Source organism: Pseudonocardia sp. ICBG162, assembly GCF_020496225.1.
Classification (GTDB): Bacteria; Actinomycetota; Actinomycetes; order Mycobacteriales; family Pseudonocardiaceae; genus Pseudonocardia; species Pseudonocardia alni.
In genome coordinates, this window is record NZ_JAHLJD010000013.1 from 809,916 (window position 1) to 825,507 (window position 15,592).

A 15,592-nucleotide genomic window follows, 5' to 3' on the forward strand; every position below is an offset into this window, starting at 1 on the left:
GGGGGGCCCGGGGCACCGCATGATCGGTGGAACGTCCGGGTTCAGCCGCCAGCTCGCACGGTTCCGCCCTACGAGCCTCGGAGCGTGTCGACCCATGACCCCGCCCGCCTTCCACCGGTGACCGCCCGGATCGCGCTCATCGCCTCCGCCCGCTACCCGATCCGTGAACCGTTCCCGGGAGGGCTCGAGGCGCACACCGCCGGGCTCGCGTCCCGGCTGCGACGCCGCGGTCACGACGTGACCGTCTTCGGCGCGCCCGGTTCCGACCCCGGACTGCGGGTGCGGGAGATGGCGGTGCTGCCCCCGATCTCGGGTGCCGCCCGCAGCGACGTCGGCATGCCGCCGGAGTGGTTCCTCGCCGAGCACCACTCCTACCTGGAGCTGCTGCTGGCGCTCTCGCGCGAACGCGGCCGCTACGACGTGGTGCACAACAACTCTCTGCACTACCTGCCGCTGGCGCTGGCCGACACCCTCGACGCGCCCGTCCTGACCACGCTGCACACCCCGCCGACGCCGTGGATGGAGTCCGCGGTGCGGCTCGGCGACCCGCAGCGGCTGCGGTTCGCCGCGGTCAGCGCGCACACCGCGCGCGCCTGGGCGCCGACCGGTGCCCGCGCGACGGTGGTCCGCAACGGGGTCGACACCGCGGCCTGGGAGTACGGGCCGGGCGGTGGGGTCCCGGTGTGGTCAGGCCGCGTCGTCCCGGAGAAGGGCCCGGTGGAGGCGATCCGGGCGGCGCGGCTGGCCGGGACCGGGCTGCGCCTGGCCGGGCCGTGCCCGGACCGGGCGTTCTTCGACTCCTGCGTCGCCCCGCTGCTCGGTGACGGCGTCGACTACCTCGGCCACCTCGACCACCGGGCGCTGGCCCGCCTGGTCGGGGACGCGACCGTCGCCGTGGTGTCGCCGTGCTGGGACGAGCCCTACGGCCTGGTCGTCGCCGAGGCGCTGGCGTGCGGCACCCCGATCGCCGGGTTCGCCCGGGGTGCGCTGCCCGAGATCGTCGACCCGCTCAGCGGGGTGCTGGCCGAGCCCGGCGACGTCGAGGGGCTGGCCGAGGCGATCCGCGCGGCGTCGCTGCTCCACCGCACCGACGCCCGCCGGCACGCCGAGGCGACCTGCTCGGCCGAGGTGATGATCGACGGCTACGAGCGGCTCTACCAGGCCCTGGCCGCGGCATGACCGGCACGATCGTCTACTACGTGCACCACCACGGCAGCGGGCACGCCCACCGCGCCGCCGCGATCGCCGCGCACTGCCGCACCCCGGTCGTCGGGGTCGGGTCCCGGCCCGCCCCGCACGGCTGGCCCGGCACCTGGCACGAGCTGCCCCTCGACACCGGCGGCAGCGACAGCGACACCGCCGGTAGCGAGACCGCCGACGTGACCGCGGGCGGGACGCTGCACTGGGTGCCCCGCCACCACGACGGTCTGCGCGCCCGGACCGCCGCGGTCTCGGCGCTGCTCGCCGCGGGCCCGGCCCGGCTGCTCGTCGCCGACGTGTCGGTGGAGATCGCGCTGCTGGCCCGGCTGCACGGGGTGCCGGTCGCCGTCGTCGCGCAGCCCGGGGAGCGGCTCGACCGGGCGCACCGCACCGTCTACGACCTGGCGGAGGTCCTGCTCGCGCCGTGGCCCGCCGATCCGCCGCGGCCGTGGCGCCCGGAGCTGACCCGCCGCACGGTGCACCTGGGCGGCCTGTCCCGCTACGACGACCGCACCGCCCGCCCGGGTCCGGGCCGTCGCCGGGTGCTGGTCCTGACCGGCAGCGGCGACGGCGGCGCCGACCCGGCCGCACTCGCCGCCGCCGCGGCCGCCACCCCGGACTGGACCTGGCGGGTCGCCGGCGGCCTCACCGGCGCGTTGCGCGACGCCCCGCCGAACCTCGCCTGCGCCGGGTGGACGGGCGGGGTGTGGGCCGAGCTGCAGGACGCCGACGTCGTCGTCGGGCACGCCGGGCAGAACGTCGTCGCCGAGATCGCCGCCGCGCGCCGCGCCGCCGTCATCGTCCCGGCCGAGCGTCCCTACGGCGAGCAGGTCGCGACCGGCGCGGTGCTGCGGGCGGCCGGGCTCGCCACGGTCCGCGACCACTGGCCCGCAGCGGCCGACTGGCCCGGGGTGCTCGACGAGGCGGTCTCCCGCGGCGGGGCGGGCTGGTCGCGCTGGTCCGACGGGCGGGCCGCGGAACGCGCGGCCGCGGTGCTCGACCGGATCGCCACGTGAGCGCGACCGGAGCGCGGGTCGCCGTGGTCACCGTGGTCCGCGGCCGCGCCGACCACCTCGCCCGCCAGCGCCGGGTGCTCGCCGCAGGACCGCCGGTGACCCACGTCGTCGTCGGGATGGGCGAAGAGCCCGCCACCGACGGTGCGGGCCCGCCGACCCACATGCTCACCGTGCCCGCGCCGGGGCCGTTGCCGCTGGCGGCGGCGCGCAACGCCGGGGCGGGCGCCGCGCTCGCCGGCGGGGCGACGCTGCTGATGTTCCTCGACGTCGACTGCCTGCCCGGGGACGGCCTGGTCGACGGCTACCTCCGCGCCGCGGCACGACGCCCGGACGCGCTGCTGTGCGGGCCGGTCACCTACCTGCCGGCGGGGGTGCTGCCGGAGCGGGACCTGCACCACCACACCGACCCGCACCCGGCGCGCCCGGCACCGGCCGACGGGGCGCTGGTCCCGGAGCCGCGCCGGGAGCTGTTCTGGTCCCTGTCGTTCGCCGTCTCCGCCGACGCGTGGCGGGCCGGCGGCGGGTTCTGCGAGGACTACGCCGGCTACGGCGGCGAGGACACCGACTTCGCGCTGTCCTGCGGGCTGGACCTGGTGTGGGTGGGCGGGGCGCACGCGTACCACCAGCACCATCCGCCGGCCCGCACCGACCCGGCCCGGATCGCCGAGATCGTCGGCAACGCCCGGCTGTTCCACGACCGCTGGGGGTGGTGGCCCATGGCGGGCTGGCTGCGCGAGCTGCACGCGACGGGCGCAGTGGAGTTCGACCCGCGGCGTGACGTGCTGCGGGTCGGGTGAGACCGGCCGGGGCTCAGCGGGCGGTGCGGGGCGGGCAGGCGCAGAACTGCACCGGCCGCATGCACGAGTAGCACAGGTCCGACGCCCGGCCCGGCCGCGCACGGCGGGTCAGGGCCCGGTGTGCGAACGCGAGGATCGACATGACCGGAACCTTTCCCGGGGACACCGCCGTCACACGCGACCGGACCGGTCGAGGGGACGGGCGGCCCCGCAGCTGCGGCGGACGGCCGCAGCCGCCGCGACGTCCGGGCGAGCGGCTGCGGCCGACCGTCTCAGCGCGGGGTCACTCCGGGCCCTGTGAGCGCAGCTCCTCCACCCGTCCCATCGCCTCGCGCAGCTCGGTCAGCCACTCGTCGGCGTGCCGGCCGACCAGGCGCACCGACCAGGCCAGCGCGTCCGACCGGGACCGGGCCACACCGGCGTCGACGAGGGTGTCGAGCACCGCCCGCTCGGGCTGGCGCAGCCGGGTCATCACCGGCACCGAGATCGTCGTGAACAGCTCCGTGGTCCCGCCGATCCGCGCGCCCCAGGCGACCTTGCGCCGGTAGCGGCTCTCGGCCTGGCGGGCGATCTCGATCCGCCCGTCCCGGGTCTCCTCGCGGAACCGCGAGATCCGCCCGCTCTCGGCGGCCGCGGCGTCGGCCCGTCCCGCATCGGTGTCGGGGTGGTCGCCGCCCGGCGGGGGCAGCTCCCCCACCACGACGATCTCGTCCCGGTCGACCGTCACCTCCGGCGCACCGGTGAACCACCCGTCGGGCAGCCGTCCGGTGAACCACGCCGCGGCGTCGTCGGCCGGGGGGAGGTCGGCCTGCTGCCAGCCACCCCGTCCGCGTCCTCGTCCTGTCATCGCGCACCTCCTGCATCGATGATCACAGGATTACACCGTAACGAGCTGGGACGCCAGCAGGACGGCGCCGAGGGTCACCATCGCCGCGCCCGCGACCCGGGACACCACGCGCGCCGCGGCGGGCCGCGCGGCCAGGACGGTGCGGGCGCCGACGCCCACGCCGGTGTAGACGAGGGCGCAGCCCAGCACGTGCACGAGACCGAGCAGGAGGATCTGCCCGCCGACGGGGACCGCGGCGGCCGGGTCGGTGAACTGCGGCAGCAGCGCCAGGAACAGCAGCAGCGCCTTCGGGTTGAGCCCGCTGACCCCGGCGCCGCGGACCAGGTCGCCGAGCCCGGACCCGCCGGTGTCCACGGCCGCGGCGGCGGGGCCGGCCGGACGGAGCAGCGTCGTCGCGCCGAGGACCAGCAGGTAGGCGGCACCGACGGCGGTGAGCACGGTGAGGACCTCCGGCCGGCGCGCGACGACCGCCGCGATCCCGGCCGCGACGAGCACGGCGAGTGCCAGGTGCCCGCTGAGCAGACCCGCCAGCGACGGCAGCACCGTCCGCCCGCGCAGCCCCGCGCGGATCATGTACGCCCAGTCCGCGCCGGGCGTCAGGACCAGCAGCAACGACAGGCCGGAGAACCCCAGCACGCTTCCGATCGGCATGCCTCGACGCTAGGCAGGATGTGCCGACAGGTGTTTCCGATGTTCCCACCGCGTGCCCCGGATGGTGCAAGATTCCTCTCTGTGGACGCGATCGACCGGAAGATTCTTGCCGAGCTGCAGGCCGACGGCCGCCTGACCGTCACCGAGCTGGCCGAGCGGGTGCGGCTGTCGGTGTCGCCGTGCCACCGCAGGCTGCGTGCCCTGGAGTCCTCCGGGGCGATCGCGGGCTACCGCGCCCACCTCGACGCGCACCGGCTCGGCCTGGGCTTCGACGCGCTGGTGTTCGTGACCATGCACGAGGCGGTGCAGGACACGGTGCAGGCGTTCGAGTCGGCCGTCGACGCCATCGAGCAGGTCGTCGCCGCCCAGCGGCTGTTCGGCGACCCGGACTACCTGCTGCGGATCATCACCCGGGACCTGCCCGCGTTCCAGCGCCTCTACGACGAGCGCCTCACCACGCTGCCCGGGGTGCAGCGGCTGTCCTCGACGCTGGTGATGAAGGACGTCGTCGCCGACCGGGGGCTGCCGCTGGAGCACGGGCTCGCCCCCGGCCGGGCGGGGTGAGACGGGCTAGCGGCCGGCCGGGAGGTGCCCCTCGCCGAAGTGCTTCGCGACCAGCGCGACGATCGTCTCCCGCTGCCGCACGCTGATCTCGGCGGCGTGCTCCTCCCAGCCGAACACGCAGCTGGACAGCACGCCGTCGAACCCGGTCGCGGCGAGCGCGGCGAACACCGCGTCGAAGTCGACCTCGCCGCGTCCCATCTCGGCGTGCTGGTGCACCCGGACCGTCGACCCGGGCGGGTTGACGATGTAGCGCAGCCCGTGCGACGCCGTGTGGTCCAGGCTGTCGGCGAGGTGGACGTGGGCGAGCTTCCCGCCCGCCGCGGCGATGATCCCGGCGGCGTCGTCGCCCTGGTGGAAGGTGTGCGGGGTGCAGTAGAGGAAGTCGATCCAGTCGGCGTTCAGCCCGCGCACCAGGTTCACCGCGGCGTGCCCGTCCTCGACGAAGTCGTCGGGGTGCGGCTCCAGCACCAGCCGCACTCCCTCGCGCTCGAACACCGGCGCGAGCTCGTCGAGCGAGCGCAGGAACTGGCTCTCGGCGTGCTCCGGGGACTCCGGGCGCCCGTTGAACTCCGAGTTCATGACCTCGACGCCCAGGTCGACGGTCATCCGGATCGCCCGCTTCCAGGCCCGGACCGCGGCCTGCCGCTCGTCCTCACCGGGCCCGGACCAGCGCAGCACCGGGAGCACCGAGGCGATCCCGACCCCGGCGTCGGCGGCCCGCCTGCGCAGCCGCGCGACCGCGGCGTCGTCGGCGCGGGGGTAGCGGAAGAACGGGAGGAAGTCGTCCTTGGGCGAGAGCTCCATCCAGGAGTAGCCCATCCGTGCGACGACGTCGGGCAGCTCGTGCACCGCGTGCGTCGCGTGGAACATCTGCGGGTCGAGCGCCAGCTTCACGGCCGCTCCCCCAGCCGGACCTCGACGCGGCGGCCGGTGGTGACGGCCTGCACCCCGGCCGCGCAGACGGCGACGGCGGCGTAGCCGTCCCAGGCGCCGGGGCCGGCGACCGTGCCGCGGGCGGCGGCGTCGACGAACGCCTGCATCTGGGTGTCGTAGGCCTGCCCGAAGCGGACCACGAAGTCCGGCGCGAGGGACCCTCCCCAGCGTCCCGCGGAACGCAGGACGAGGTTCTGGTCGAGCCCGATGGTGGCTTGGCCGCGCTCGGCGACGAGCTCGGTGCGGACCTCGTAGCCGACGCCGGTACGGACGAAGGACTCGACGTCGACCAGCCGGCCGGACGCGGTCTCGAACAGCACCAGCATCGGATCGGCGTTGCCCGCGGGCGAGGCCGAGCTCGCGCGGGGGGTCAGCACGGTGACCGCGGTGATCTCCTCGCCCAGCAGGAAACGGGTGCAGTCGACCTCGTGCACCACCGAGTCGGCCATCGCGAACACCGAGGTGAAGTGCTCGGGCACCGCCGGGTTGCGGTGCACGCAGTGCAGCATCAGCGGATCCCCGATCCCGCCGGACTCGACCAGCGCCCGCAGTGCGGCGTACTCGCGGTCGAAGCGGCGCATGAACCCGACTTGGACCAGGCGCCGCCCGGTCGCGGCCTCGGCGCGGACGACGGCGAGCGCGCTCGGCTCGTCCATCGTCAGCGGCTTCTCGCAGAGCACCGGCCTGCCGGCCTCCAGGCAGGCCAGCACCTGCTTCTCGTGGGCGGCCCCGGGGCTGGCGAGGACGACGGCGTCGACGTCGTCGGCGGTGATCGCGGCGATCGGGTCGGTCTCGACCCGGGCCCCGACCCCGGCGGCGACCCCGGCGGCCCGGTCGGCGTCGGCGACGACGGCGACGCGGGCGCCCCGGACCCGGTGGGCGAGCGAGTCCACGTGGAACGCGCCCATCGCTCCGACGCCGATCACGGCGACGCGCAGCTCGGACATGGTGAGCCTCCTTGCTCGGTCTTCGGTGCCCGTGGTCAGGGGCGGGGGGTGCCGATCTCGACGGCGCGGTTGCCGCAGCCGGCGAGGTGGGTGTGGGTGCGCCGGGCGATCGGCAGCGGCGCGTCGGGCGGGCAGGGGTACATGTCCTGCTCGACGATCGCGTAGAGGTCGCGGCCGAGCGCGGCGACGGCGTCGAGCAGCGGCTCCATCGCGGGCACGCCGTGCGGGGGCTCGCACATGACGCCGCGGCGCACGGCCTCGGGGAAGGTGAGGTCCTCGGCCTCGACCTGGTCCAGCACGGCCGGGTCGACCTGCTTGAGGTGCAGGTAGCCGATCCGGTCGGGGTGGCGGCGGATCAGGTCGACGTTGTCCCCGCGGTAGTAGGACACGTGCCCGGTGTCGAGGCAGAGGTTCACGTACCGGGGGTCGGTGTCGGCGAGGAAGCGCTCGATGTCGCGCTGGTACCCGACGTGGGAGTCGGCGTGGCTGTGGAACTGCACGTGGAGGCCGTACTCGTCGAGGATGCGCCGGCCCAGCTCGTCCATGCCGGTGGTGAGCGCGCGCCACTGCTCCGCGGGCAGCTCCGGGCTCTCGATGGCCGCCCCGGTCCGGTGGTCGCGCCACGGCTCGGGGATGACGATGATGTGCCCGCCACCGACCGCCTTCGTCAGCGCGGCGACGTCGGTGACCTGCTTCCAGACGTCCTCCCAGGAGTCCGGGCGGTGCAGGTGCTCGAACACGGTGCCCGCCGAGACCCGCAGCCCGTGGGTGCTGAGCGCATCGGCCAGCTCCGATGGGTCGGTGGGCAGGTAGCCGTAGGGCCCGAGCTCGATCCAGTCGTAGCCGGCGCCGGACACCTCGCGCAGGAAGCGGTCCGCGGTCGTCTGCTCGGGGTCGGACGGGAACCAGACTCCCCACGAGTCCGGTGCCGAACCGACGGTGATCCTGGAGGGGGTGGCCACGGTGTCTCTCCCGGTCCTCGGTGCGCCGGTGGGGCACCACCGGCAAATAACTAGAGCGCGCTAGTACGCTCGGTCGGCAACTATCCGGCGCCGTACCGACTATGTCAAGACAAAGATCGGCCGCGTCGGCACGAACGGGAGGCCCCGTGCCCGAGCTGGATCCCCCCGCCGCCGCGACGCCCCGGCGGCGGCGCCCGACGATGTCCGACGTCGCCGAGCGCGCGGGCGTATCGCGCGCCCTGGTGTCGATCGTGTTCCGCGACCGGCCCGGGGCCTCGGACGCGACCCGGGCCCGCGTGCTCACCGCCGCCGACGAGCTCGGCTACACCCCCGACAGCGCCGCACGGCTGCTCGCCCGCGGGCGCAGCCGCACCATCGGCGTGCTCACCACGGTCGGCGAGCCGTTCGAGGCGGCGCTGATCGAGTGCCTCTACGCCGAGGCCGGCCGCTACGGCTACGGCGTGCTGCTCAGCGCCCGCACCCCCGGGCACGACGAGCGGACCGCGGTCGACGAGCTGCTCGCCCACCGCTGCGAGGCGCTGGTCCTGCTCGGCCCCGAGGCCCCGGACGCGGAGCTGATCGCGCTGGCCCGGCGGACCGCGCTCGTCGTCGTCGGGCGCGGGGTGCGCGGGGTGGACAGCGCCCACACCGACGACGAGGCGGGCCTGCGCGCCGTCACCGAGCACCTGATCGCCGCCGGTCACCGCCGGATCACCCACGTCGACGGCGGCCCGGGCCCGAACGCCGCGGCCCGCCGCGACGGCTACACCGCCGCGATGACCGCCGCCGGGCTGTCCGGGGAGGTGCGCGTGCTGCCCGGCGCCTACGACGAGGAGGCCGGCATCGCCGCCGCGCACCGGCTGCTGGCCGGCGGGCCCGGCGACCCCGCGCCGCCGACGGCCGTCGTGGCCGGGAACGACCGGTGCGCGATCGGCCTGCTGGACACGCTGCGCCGGTCCGGGGTGGACGTCCCCGGGCGGATGTCGGTCGCCGGCTACAACGACGACCGGGTGTCCCGGCTCGCGCACGTCGACCTCACGACGGTCCGCCAGGACACGGCCGCGCTGGCCCGGGGCGCGGTCGACGCCGTCCGCGCCCGGCTCGACGACCCGGCGGCCGGGCCGGTGGAGCTGGTGCTGGACCCGCACCTGGTGGTGCGGGGCACGACCGGCCCCGTCCGCTGAGCGGCCGTCAGACCGGGGCCGGCGCGGCGGCCCCGGCGGGCAGCGTGACCTCGATGGCGTAGCGGCTCGGCCGGTACAGGTGCGTGCCGTACTCGACGGCGTGCCCGGACTCGTCCCAGGCGGTGCGCACCGTCGTCAGCAGCGGCGCGCCGGGCGGCTCGCCGAGCGCGGACGCCTCGTCCGCGGTCGCCGCCCGGGCCCCGACGACCTGCCGGGCCAGTCGCGGAGCGTGACCGGCGGAGCGCAGCAGCGCGTAGAGCCCGTGCGCCACGAGGTCCTCCACGCGCGGCGCGAGGACCGACACCGGCACGACGTTGGTCATCAGGGCGAGCGGCTCGCCGTCGGCCAGGCGCAGCCGCTCGATCCGGGTGGCGACGGTGCCGGGCGGCACCCCGAGGGCACGCGCGACGCCGTCGTCGACCGGCCCGGTGGTGCACCGCCGCAGCACCGTCGCGGGCGTCCGGCCGGCGCGCAGCAGGTCGTCGTGCAGGCTCGTCAGGTCGGCGGGTCGCGCCAGCGGGGGCGGCAGCACCCGCGTCCCGGCGCCGCGCTTGCGCGCCAGTACCCCCTGCTCCACCAGGTAGGACACCGCCCGGCGCAGCGTCGGGCGGGTCGCCCCGAGGCGCCCGACGAGCTCGGCCTCGCCGGGCAGTCGGGACCCGGCGGGCAGCTCGCCGGACTCCACCATCGCCCGCAGCCGGCTCGCGACCTGGAAGTACAGCGGCACCGGGCTGCCGCGGTCCACGCGGACGCCGACCGGGTCGGGCACGGCACTCCCCATTTCTGATGAGGGCGTCAGTTTGTCCTGACAAACCATTGACGAGACAGTGCGGTGAGCGTACATCTATGCGTGGTCCGCATCACCCTCCGACATCGGGGCCCTCGGAGGAGACCGCCACACTCGCCGCGACCGGTCGACCCGCGTCGCGATCACAGAGAGAGATGCTCGATGAGGAGTATTCGGAAGATCGGCGCCGGACTGGCCGCAGCGTCGCTGGTCCTCGGACTGACGGCCTGCAGCAGCCAGGGAGGCGCGCAGAACGACGCCGCGGCGACCCAGGGGCAGCGCTACACGATCGCGATGATCACCCACGAGCAGGCGGGCGACACCTTCTGGGACAAGATCCGCGCCGGGGCCGAGGACGCCGCCGCCACCCACGGCATCGACCTGAAGTACTCGAACAACGAGCAGGGCCCGGAGCAGGCCACACTCGTCCAGAACGCCATCGACTCCAAGGTGAACGGCATCGCCGTCACCCTCTCCTCCGCCGACGCCGTCGTCCCGGTCGCCAAGAAGGCCGCCGACGCGGGCATCCCCGTCGTCGCCTTCAACCAGGGCATCGACCAGTACAAGGCCGCCGGCGCGAAGATGTACTTCGGGTCCGACGAGAGCCTGGCCGGCCAGACCGTCGGGCAGAAGCTCTCCCAGACCAGCCCCGGCGGCAAGGTCCTCTGTGTGATCCAGGCCCAGGGCTCGGTCGCGCTGGAGACCCGCTGCGAGGGTGTCAAGAAGGCCTACCCGAACACCGAGAACATCCAGGTCAACGGCGCTGACCTGCCGTCGGTGCAGCAGACGCTGAACGCCAAGCTCTCCGAGGACAAGTCGATCACCGACATCGTCACGCTCGGCGCCCCGATCGCGCTGGCCGCGATGCAGGCCCAGGAGGGCACCGGCTCGACCGCAAAGATCGCGACCTTCGACCTCAACCAGGACGCGGCCAAGGCCATCCAGGACGGGAAGATCCTCTTCTCGGTCGACCAGCAGCCCTACGTCCAGGGCTACATGGCCGTCGAGTCGCTGTGGCTGAACCTCTCCAACGGCAACGACCTCGGCGGTGGCAAGCCCGTGCTCACCGGCCCGTCGCTGGTGGACAGCTCGAACATCGGACAGATCCTGCCCTACACCCAGGCCAACAAGCGCTGACCCGGCGCGTCCGGGGGCGGCCCGCGCACCGGCCGCCCCCGGACGTCCGCCTCGACCAGGAGCCTCCCATGAGCACACCCACCGCCGCCGGCGAGGCCGGCGCGTCCACCCCGACCCCGCCCGCGCCCGAACCGGCGCCCGCGGCCCCCCAGTCCCGCTCGCTCTCGGCCCGGCTGTTCACCCGCCCCGAGTTCGGGACGATCATCGCCGCCGTCGTGATCTTCGTGTTCTTCTTCGCGATCGCCGAGCCGTTCCGCACGCTGGACTCGTTCGCGACCGTGCTCTACGCCGCCTCGACGATCGGGATCGTGGCCGTCGGTGTGGCGCTGCTGATGATCGGCGGCGAGTTCGACCTGTCGTCCGGGGTCGGGGTCACCACCTCGGCGCTGACCGCGGCACTGTTCGCCTACCAGCTCTCGCTGAACATGTGGGTCGGCGTGGTGCTCAGCCTGGTGGCGGCGCTGCTGGTGGGCTTCATCAACGGCTGGCTGGTGGTCACCACCGGCATCCCGAGCTTCCTGATCACGCTGTCGATGTTCTTCGTCCTGCGCGGCGCGAACATCGGCGTCACCAAGGCCGTGACCGGCACGGTGGCCACCAACAACGCCTCCGAGCTGGACGGCTTCGCCTCCGCACACGCGATCTTCGCCTCGGACATCCCGCTGGGCTTCATGACGGTCAAGGTCACCGTGCTGTGGTGGCTGGGGCTGGCCGCGGTCGCCTCCTGGATCCTGTTCCGCACCCGTCTCGGGAACTGGATCTTCGCGGTCGGTGGCAACGCCCCGTCCGCCCGCGCCGTCGGCGTCCCGGTGAAGAAGGTCAAGATCGGCCTGTTCATGGGGGTCGGCTTCGTCGGCTGGATCCTGGGCATGCACATCCTGTTCAACTTCAGCTCCGTGCAGTCCGGCCTCGGTGTCGGCAACGAGCTCATCTACATCGTCGCGGCGGTCGTCGGCGGCTGTCTGCTGACCGGTGGCTTCGGCTCGGCGATCGGTGCCGCGATCGGCGCGTTCATCCTCGGCATGACCACCCAGGGCATCGTGTTCGCGGGCTTCGACCCGAACTGGTTCTACGCCTTCCTCGGCGCGATGCTGCTGCTCGCGGTCGTGCTGAACCTCTACATCAAGAACTACGCGACGACGCGGAAGTGAGCCCGAGATGACCGACACGATCGCCGAGAACGCCGCCTCCGACCTGCGCGCGGGCGAGCCCCTGGTGCGGATGCGCGGGGTGGGCAAGGCCTACGGCGCCATCCGGGCCCTGGAGGGCATCGACCTGACCGTCAACGCCGGCGAGGTCACCTGCGTGCTGGGGGACAACGGCGCCGGCAAGTCCACCCTCATCAAGATCATGTCCGGGCTGCACCCGCACTCCGAGGGCACCCTGACCGTGCACGGGCGCGACACCACGTTCTCCTCGCCGCGCCAGTCGCTGGACCTCGGCATCGCGACGGTCTACCAGGACCTCGCCGTCGTCCCGCTGATGGAGGTCTGGCGCAACTTCTTCCTCGGCTCCGAGCTGCGCAAGGGCAACTACCCCCTGGCTCCGCTCGACATCGCCGGCATGCGCGAGATCGCCGACGCCGAGCTGCGCAAGATGGGCATCCACGTCAAGGACATCAACCAGCCCATCGGGACGCTGTCCGGCGGCCAGCGCCAGTGCGTCGCGATCTCCCGTGCCGTGTACTTCGGCGCCCGGGTGCTGATCCTCGACGAGCCGACCGCGGCGCTGGGCGTCAAGCAGTCCGGTGTGGTGCTCAAGTACACCGCAGCCGCCCGCGCCGCCGGCCTGGGCGTCGTGTTCATCACCCACAACCCGCACCACGCCTACATGGTCGGCGACCACTTCATCATCCTGAAGCTCGGCCGCCGGGTGCTCGACCGCAAGCGCTCCGAGGTCACCCTCGAGGAGCTGACCGCCGAGATGGCGGGCGGCCAGGAGCTCGCCGAGCTCGCCCACGAGCTGAAGCGCTGATGGAGCCGCTGCGCATCGGGATCCTGGGAGCCGCCCGGATCGCCCGCGAGGCGCTGGTCGACCCCGCGGCCGTCACCGGTGACCGGCTCGTCGCCGTCGCCGCACGGGACCGCGGGCGCGCCGAGGCCTTCGCCGCCGAGCACGGCGTCGAGCGGGTGCACGACGACTACGCCGCCGTGCTCGCCGACCCGTCGGTCGAGGTCGTCTACAACCCGCTGGCCAACGCGCTGCACGGGCCGTGGAACCTGGCCGCGATCGCGGCCGGCAAGCACGTGCTGAGCGAGAAGCCGTTCGCCGCCAACGCCGAGGAGGCCCGCGAGGTCGCCGCCGCGGCGCGGGCGGCCGGGGTGGTCGTGGTCGAGGGGTTCCACCACGTGCACCACCCGGTGCTGCGCCGGGTCGTGGAGATCGCCGCGTCCGGGGAGATCGGCACCGTGCGCCGGGTCGAGACGACCTTCGAGATGCCCGCCCCCGCCGACGACGACCCACGCTGGTCCGCCGATCTCGCGGGCGGCGCGGTGATGGACATCGGCTGCTACGCCCTCCACGTGCAGCGCACGCTCGGACGCGTCGTGCTGGGCGGGGAGCCCCGGGTGACCGCCGCGGAGGCGACGCAGCGCTCGCCCGGCGTCGACGCGCGCCTCGCCGCGGACCTGGAGTTCCCGTCCGGGGCGACCGGCCGGGCGCGCTGCGACATGGAGGCCGCCGGGTTCGCGTTGCCGGCCCGGGTGGTCGGGGACCGCGGCGAGGTCCTGGCCCGCAACTTCGGCCTGCCCACCCGCGACGACCGGGTGGAGGTCACCGTCGACGGCACCACCCGCACCGAGCACCTCGGCACCCGGCCGACCTACCTCTACCAGCTGGAGGCGCTGCGGGCGCACCTGCGCGAGGGGGCGCCGTTCCCGCTGGACCTCGACGACGCCGTCGCTAACGCGGAGCTGATCGACGCCGCCTACGCGGCCGCCGGGATGGCACCGCACCCGCGCCTGCCGGCGCCCGTGCACTGAGCCTGGATCCACCGTCGATCTTGAGCCGCCAGGTTGTTGATCTTTTGGGACTGGTAGTGGTGCCGGGGCGCGGGTGAGCCGCCGGACTGTCCGGCTGTTCCACTGGTGTTCTCCGGTCGGCCCTGGTGGGGGGTGGTCAGGACGCTGCGGGGAGGGGGTCGTGCAGAGCGCGGCGGAACAGTTCGTCCAAGCCGGGTTCCCAGGGCCAGTCCCGGGGGAGGTGGACTACCTGTTGGTGCGCGGAGTGCGCGACCCGGGCGGGGGTGACGATGAGTCGTCGGCGCAGGCTCGCGGCGCGTTCACGGGCATGCCGGCCGCCGGCCAGGGCACCGGCGGCGCGGGTGAGGTTATGGGAGATCGCGGCGCAGACCAGCCAGGCGGCGTTCGCGGTGAACACCCCGGAGGGCAGGTGGGCGAGCGGGCCGTTCTTCAGTTCGGCGATGACCTGCTCGATGATGGCGTGGTCACGGTGGGTGGCCTCCGCCGCCAGCATCGGCTCGGGGGTGTCGGTGAACACCGCGTGGTAGCGGTAGACCGCGAACATCTCCGACTGCCCGGCCGTGACGGTGCGGGGGTTGAGACGCCGCACGCGGCGCACGATCAGCCGGGCGGTGACGTGGTCTGCCTTGCGGCGGCCGGTGAACGCGGTGAACGACACTTCGGCGACCTCGGCGTCGGAGATCCAGCGTTGCTCGTCCTGGTCGTAGATCGCGTTCGGGTAGCGGATCGCGGTCCACGCATCGTCGTCGATGCTGCTGATCGCCCTGGTCACGGTCTTGGTGAGTCGGGCGGTGACCGAGAACCGGGCTCCGGCGCGGCGGCAGGTGTTGATGATGTCGTGGCCGTAGTAGGCCGAGTCCGCGCGGACCAGCAGCATCGCGTGGCGGGCGCTGCCGGCACCGATCCGGCGTGCAGTGCCCAGCGCTTCGGCCAGCAGCCGGGGCGCGCCGCGGGCGGAGTTCGTCGCGCCGCGCCGCAGCCGGGTCGCCGCGATCACCGGCGCCGCGGCCGGGGCGGACAGCACCGCGAGCAGCGCGTTCAACCCTTTCACCCCGGTGTAGCCGCGTCCGGCGCCCTGCTTGGCGTACCCGTAGGTGCGGCGCACCGTGTCATCCAGATCGAGGTAGGCGACCTGATCGGCGCTCCTCAGCAGCGGGGTCGCCGCGGCGAGCCGAGCCAGCAGGCGCGCGGCGACGGCGTCGAGTTGGCGGACGTGACCGAAGGTGAACCGGCGCAGGAACGTCCCCAGCGTCGATGGAGCCCGCACCTGGTCGAACACCCGGCCCATGCCGCCGTGGCGCAGCATGTCCATGTCGGTGATCGAGTCCGCCCCGGCGACCATCCCGCCGATCAGCGCGGTGATCTTCGCGGCCGCGTTCGCGGCGCCCGTCCCGGTCAGGGTCAACGTCTCGGCCAGCAGGGACCGCAGCCCGCACCTGGCGGCCAGCGCCATGACCGGGACCAGCCCGACACACGACACGAGATTCGGATCATCGAAGCGCACGCTGATCGCGCGGCAGGCGTGGGATAGTCGCATCCAGCGGATGCCCTTCTCTGCAGGGATCGATGTTGCCGTGGTAAGCACA

The 15,592-nt window shown here is 74.2% G+C and carries 17 protein-coding genes; 9 read left to right on the forward strand and 8 right to left on the reverse strand.

Annotated features, from left to right (window positions below):
- Positions 1-84: 84 nt before the first annotated feature.
- Genes KPL60_RS07150 through KPL60_RS07160 form a run of 3 tightly spaced genes read left to right on the forward strand, consistent with a single transcriptional unit; the run spans position 85 to position 3,013 of the window.
- Complete coding sequence (locus tag KPL60_RS07150; RefSeq protein ID WP_226365304.1) at positions 85-1,179, forward strand: glycosyltransferase; 1,095 nt, start codon at positions 85-87, stop codon at positions 1,177-1,179.
- On the forward strand, positions 1,176-2,216 hold the full coding sequence (locus tag KPL60_RS07155) for a glycosyltransferase (protein ID WP_226365305.1): 1,041 nt from the start codon (positions 1,176-1,178) through the stop codon (positions 2,214-2,216). Before KPL60_RS07150 ends, KPL60_RS07155 begins: the two co-directional genes overlap by 4 nt.
- Positions 2,213-3,013 (forward strand): glycosyltransferase family 2 protein, encoded by an 801-nt coding sequence (locus tag KPL60_RS07160; protein WP_226365306.1) that lies wholly within the window; start codon positions 2,213-2,215, stop codon positions 3,011-3,013. Before KPL60_RS07155 ends, KPL60_RS07160 begins: the two co-directional genes overlap by 4 nt.
- 13 nt (positions 3,014-3,026) lie before the next feature.
- On the opposite strand, the gene KPL60_RS33595 is transcribed toward KPL60_RS07160, so the two are convergent.
- From KPL60_RS33595 to KPL60_RS07170, 3 genes are all read right to left on the reverse strand, one after another.
- Positions 3,027-3,155 carry a hypothetical protein gene (locus KPL60_RS33595; RefSeq protein ID WP_255655334.1) on the reverse strand — a complete coding sequence of 43 codons (129 nt, stop codon included), beginning with the start codon at positions 3,153-3,155 and terminating at the stop codon, positions 3,027-3,029.
- Positions 3,156-3,296: 141 nt separating this feature from the next.
- Positions 3,297-3,860 carry a hypothetical protein gene (locus KPL60_RS07165; protein WP_226365307.1) on the reverse strand — a complete coding sequence of 188 codons (564 nt, stop codon included), beginning with the start codon at positions 3,858-3,860 and terminating at the stop codon, positions 3,297-3,299.
- A gap of 30 nt (positions 3,861-3,890) precedes the next feature.
- Positions 3,891-4,511, reverse strand: a complete 621-nt coding sequence (locus KPL60_RS07170) for a LysE family translocator (RefSeq protein ID WP_226365308.1) — start codon at positions 4,509-4,511, stop codon at positions 3,891-3,893.
- An 81-nt stretch (positions 4,512-4,592) separates the two neighbouring features.
- Between KPL60_RS07170 and KPL60_RS07175 the strand changes: the two genes are divergently transcribed.
- Positions 4,593-5,075, forward strand: coding sequence for an Lrp/AsnC family transcriptional regulator (locus KPL60_RS07175; protein WP_226365309.1), 483 nt, complete (start codon positions 4,593-4,595; stop codon positions 5,073-5,075).
- 6 nt (positions 5,076-5,081) lie between these two features.
- Here KPL60_RS07175 and KPL60_RS07180 read toward each other — a convergent pair whose 3' ends face one another.
- Genes KPL60_RS07180 through KPL60_RS07190 form a run of 3 tightly spaced genes read right to left on the reverse strand, consistent with a single transcriptional unit; the run spans position 5,082 to position 7,917 of the window.
- Positions 5,082-5,969, reverse strand: a complete 888-nt coding sequence (locus KPL60_RS07180) for a sugar phosphate isomerase/epimerase family protein (RefSeq protein WP_226365310.1) — start codon at positions 5,967-5,969, stop codon at positions 5,082-5,084.
- On the reverse strand, positions 5,966-6,955 hold the full coding sequence (locus KPL60_RS07185) for a Gfo/Idh/MocA family protein (protein WP_226365311.1): 990 nt from the start codon (positions 6,953-6,955) through the stop codon (positions 5,966-5,968). The genes KPL60_RS07180 and KPL60_RS07185 overlap by 4 nt, the downstream gene beginning before the upstream one ends.
- Positions 6,956-6,990: 35 nt before the next feature.
- Positions 6,991-7,917: a sugar phosphate isomerase/epimerase gene (locus KPL60_RS07190; RefSeq protein WP_226356890.1), complete on the reverse strand. Its 927-nt coding sequence runs from the start codon at positions 7,915-7,917 to the stop codon at positions 6,991-6,993.
- Between the two features lie 146 nt (positions 7,918-8,063).
- On the opposite strand from KPL60_RS07190, the gene KPL60_RS07195 reads away from it, so the two are divergent.
- Entirely contained in the window at positions 8,064-9,101 is a 1,038-nt protein-coding gene (locus KPL60_RS07195) for a LacI family DNA-binding transcriptional regulator (protein WP_226356889.1), read from the forward strand.
- Between the two features lie 7 nt (positions 9,102-9,108).
- Here KPL60_RS07195 and KPL60_RS07200 read toward each other — a convergent pair whose 3' ends face one another.
- Positions 9,109-9,870: a GntR family transcriptional regulator gene (locus tag KPL60_RS07200; RefSeq protein ID WP_226356888.1), complete on the reverse strand. Its 762-nt coding sequence runs from the start codon at positions 9,868-9,870 to the stop codon at positions 9,109-9,111.
- Positions 9,871-10,050: 180 nt separating this feature from the next.
- Between KPL60_RS07200 and KPL60_RS07205 the strand changes: the two genes are divergently transcribed.
- From KPL60_RS07205 to KPL60_RS07220, 4 genes are all read left to right on the forward strand, one after another.
- Positions 10,051-11,025, forward strand: a complete 975-nt coding sequence (locus KPL60_RS07205; RefSeq protein ID WP_226356887.1) for a substrate-binding domain-containing protein — start codon at positions 10,051-10,053, stop codon at positions 11,023-11,025.
- A 68-nt stretch (positions 11,026-11,093) separates the two neighbouring features.
- Positions 11,094-12,176, forward strand: coding sequence for an ABC transporter permease (locus KPL60_RS07210; protein ID WP_226365312.1), 1,083 nt, complete (start codon positions 11,094-11,096; stop codon positions 12,174-12,176).
- A gap of 7 nt (positions 12,177-12,183) precedes the next feature.
- Positions 12,184-12,999 carry an ATP-binding cassette domain-containing protein gene (locus KPL60_RS07215; RefSeq protein WP_226356885.1) on the forward strand — a complete coding sequence of 272 codons (816 nt, stop codon included), beginning with the start codon at positions 12,184-12,186 and terminating at the stop codon, positions 12,997-12,999.
- Positions 12,999-14,006: a Gfo/Idh/MocA family protein gene (locus KPL60_RS07220; protein WP_226356884.1), complete on the forward strand. Its 1,008-nt coding sequence runs from the start codon at positions 12,999-13,001 to the stop codon at positions 14,004-14,006. The genes KPL60_RS07215 and KPL60_RS07220 overlap by 1 nt, the downstream gene beginning before the upstream one ends.
- A 136-nt stretch (positions 14,007-14,142) precedes the next feature.
- Here the strand turns inward: KPL60_RS07220 and KPL60_RS07225 are convergent, their stop codons facing one another.
- Complete coding sequence (locus KPL60_RS07225; RefSeq protein ID WP_226365313.1) at positions 14,143-15,543, reverse strand: IS1380 family transposase; 1,401 nt, start codon at positions 15,541-15,543, stop codon at positions 14,143-14,145.
- Positions 15,544-15,592: the final 49 nt, after the last annotated feature.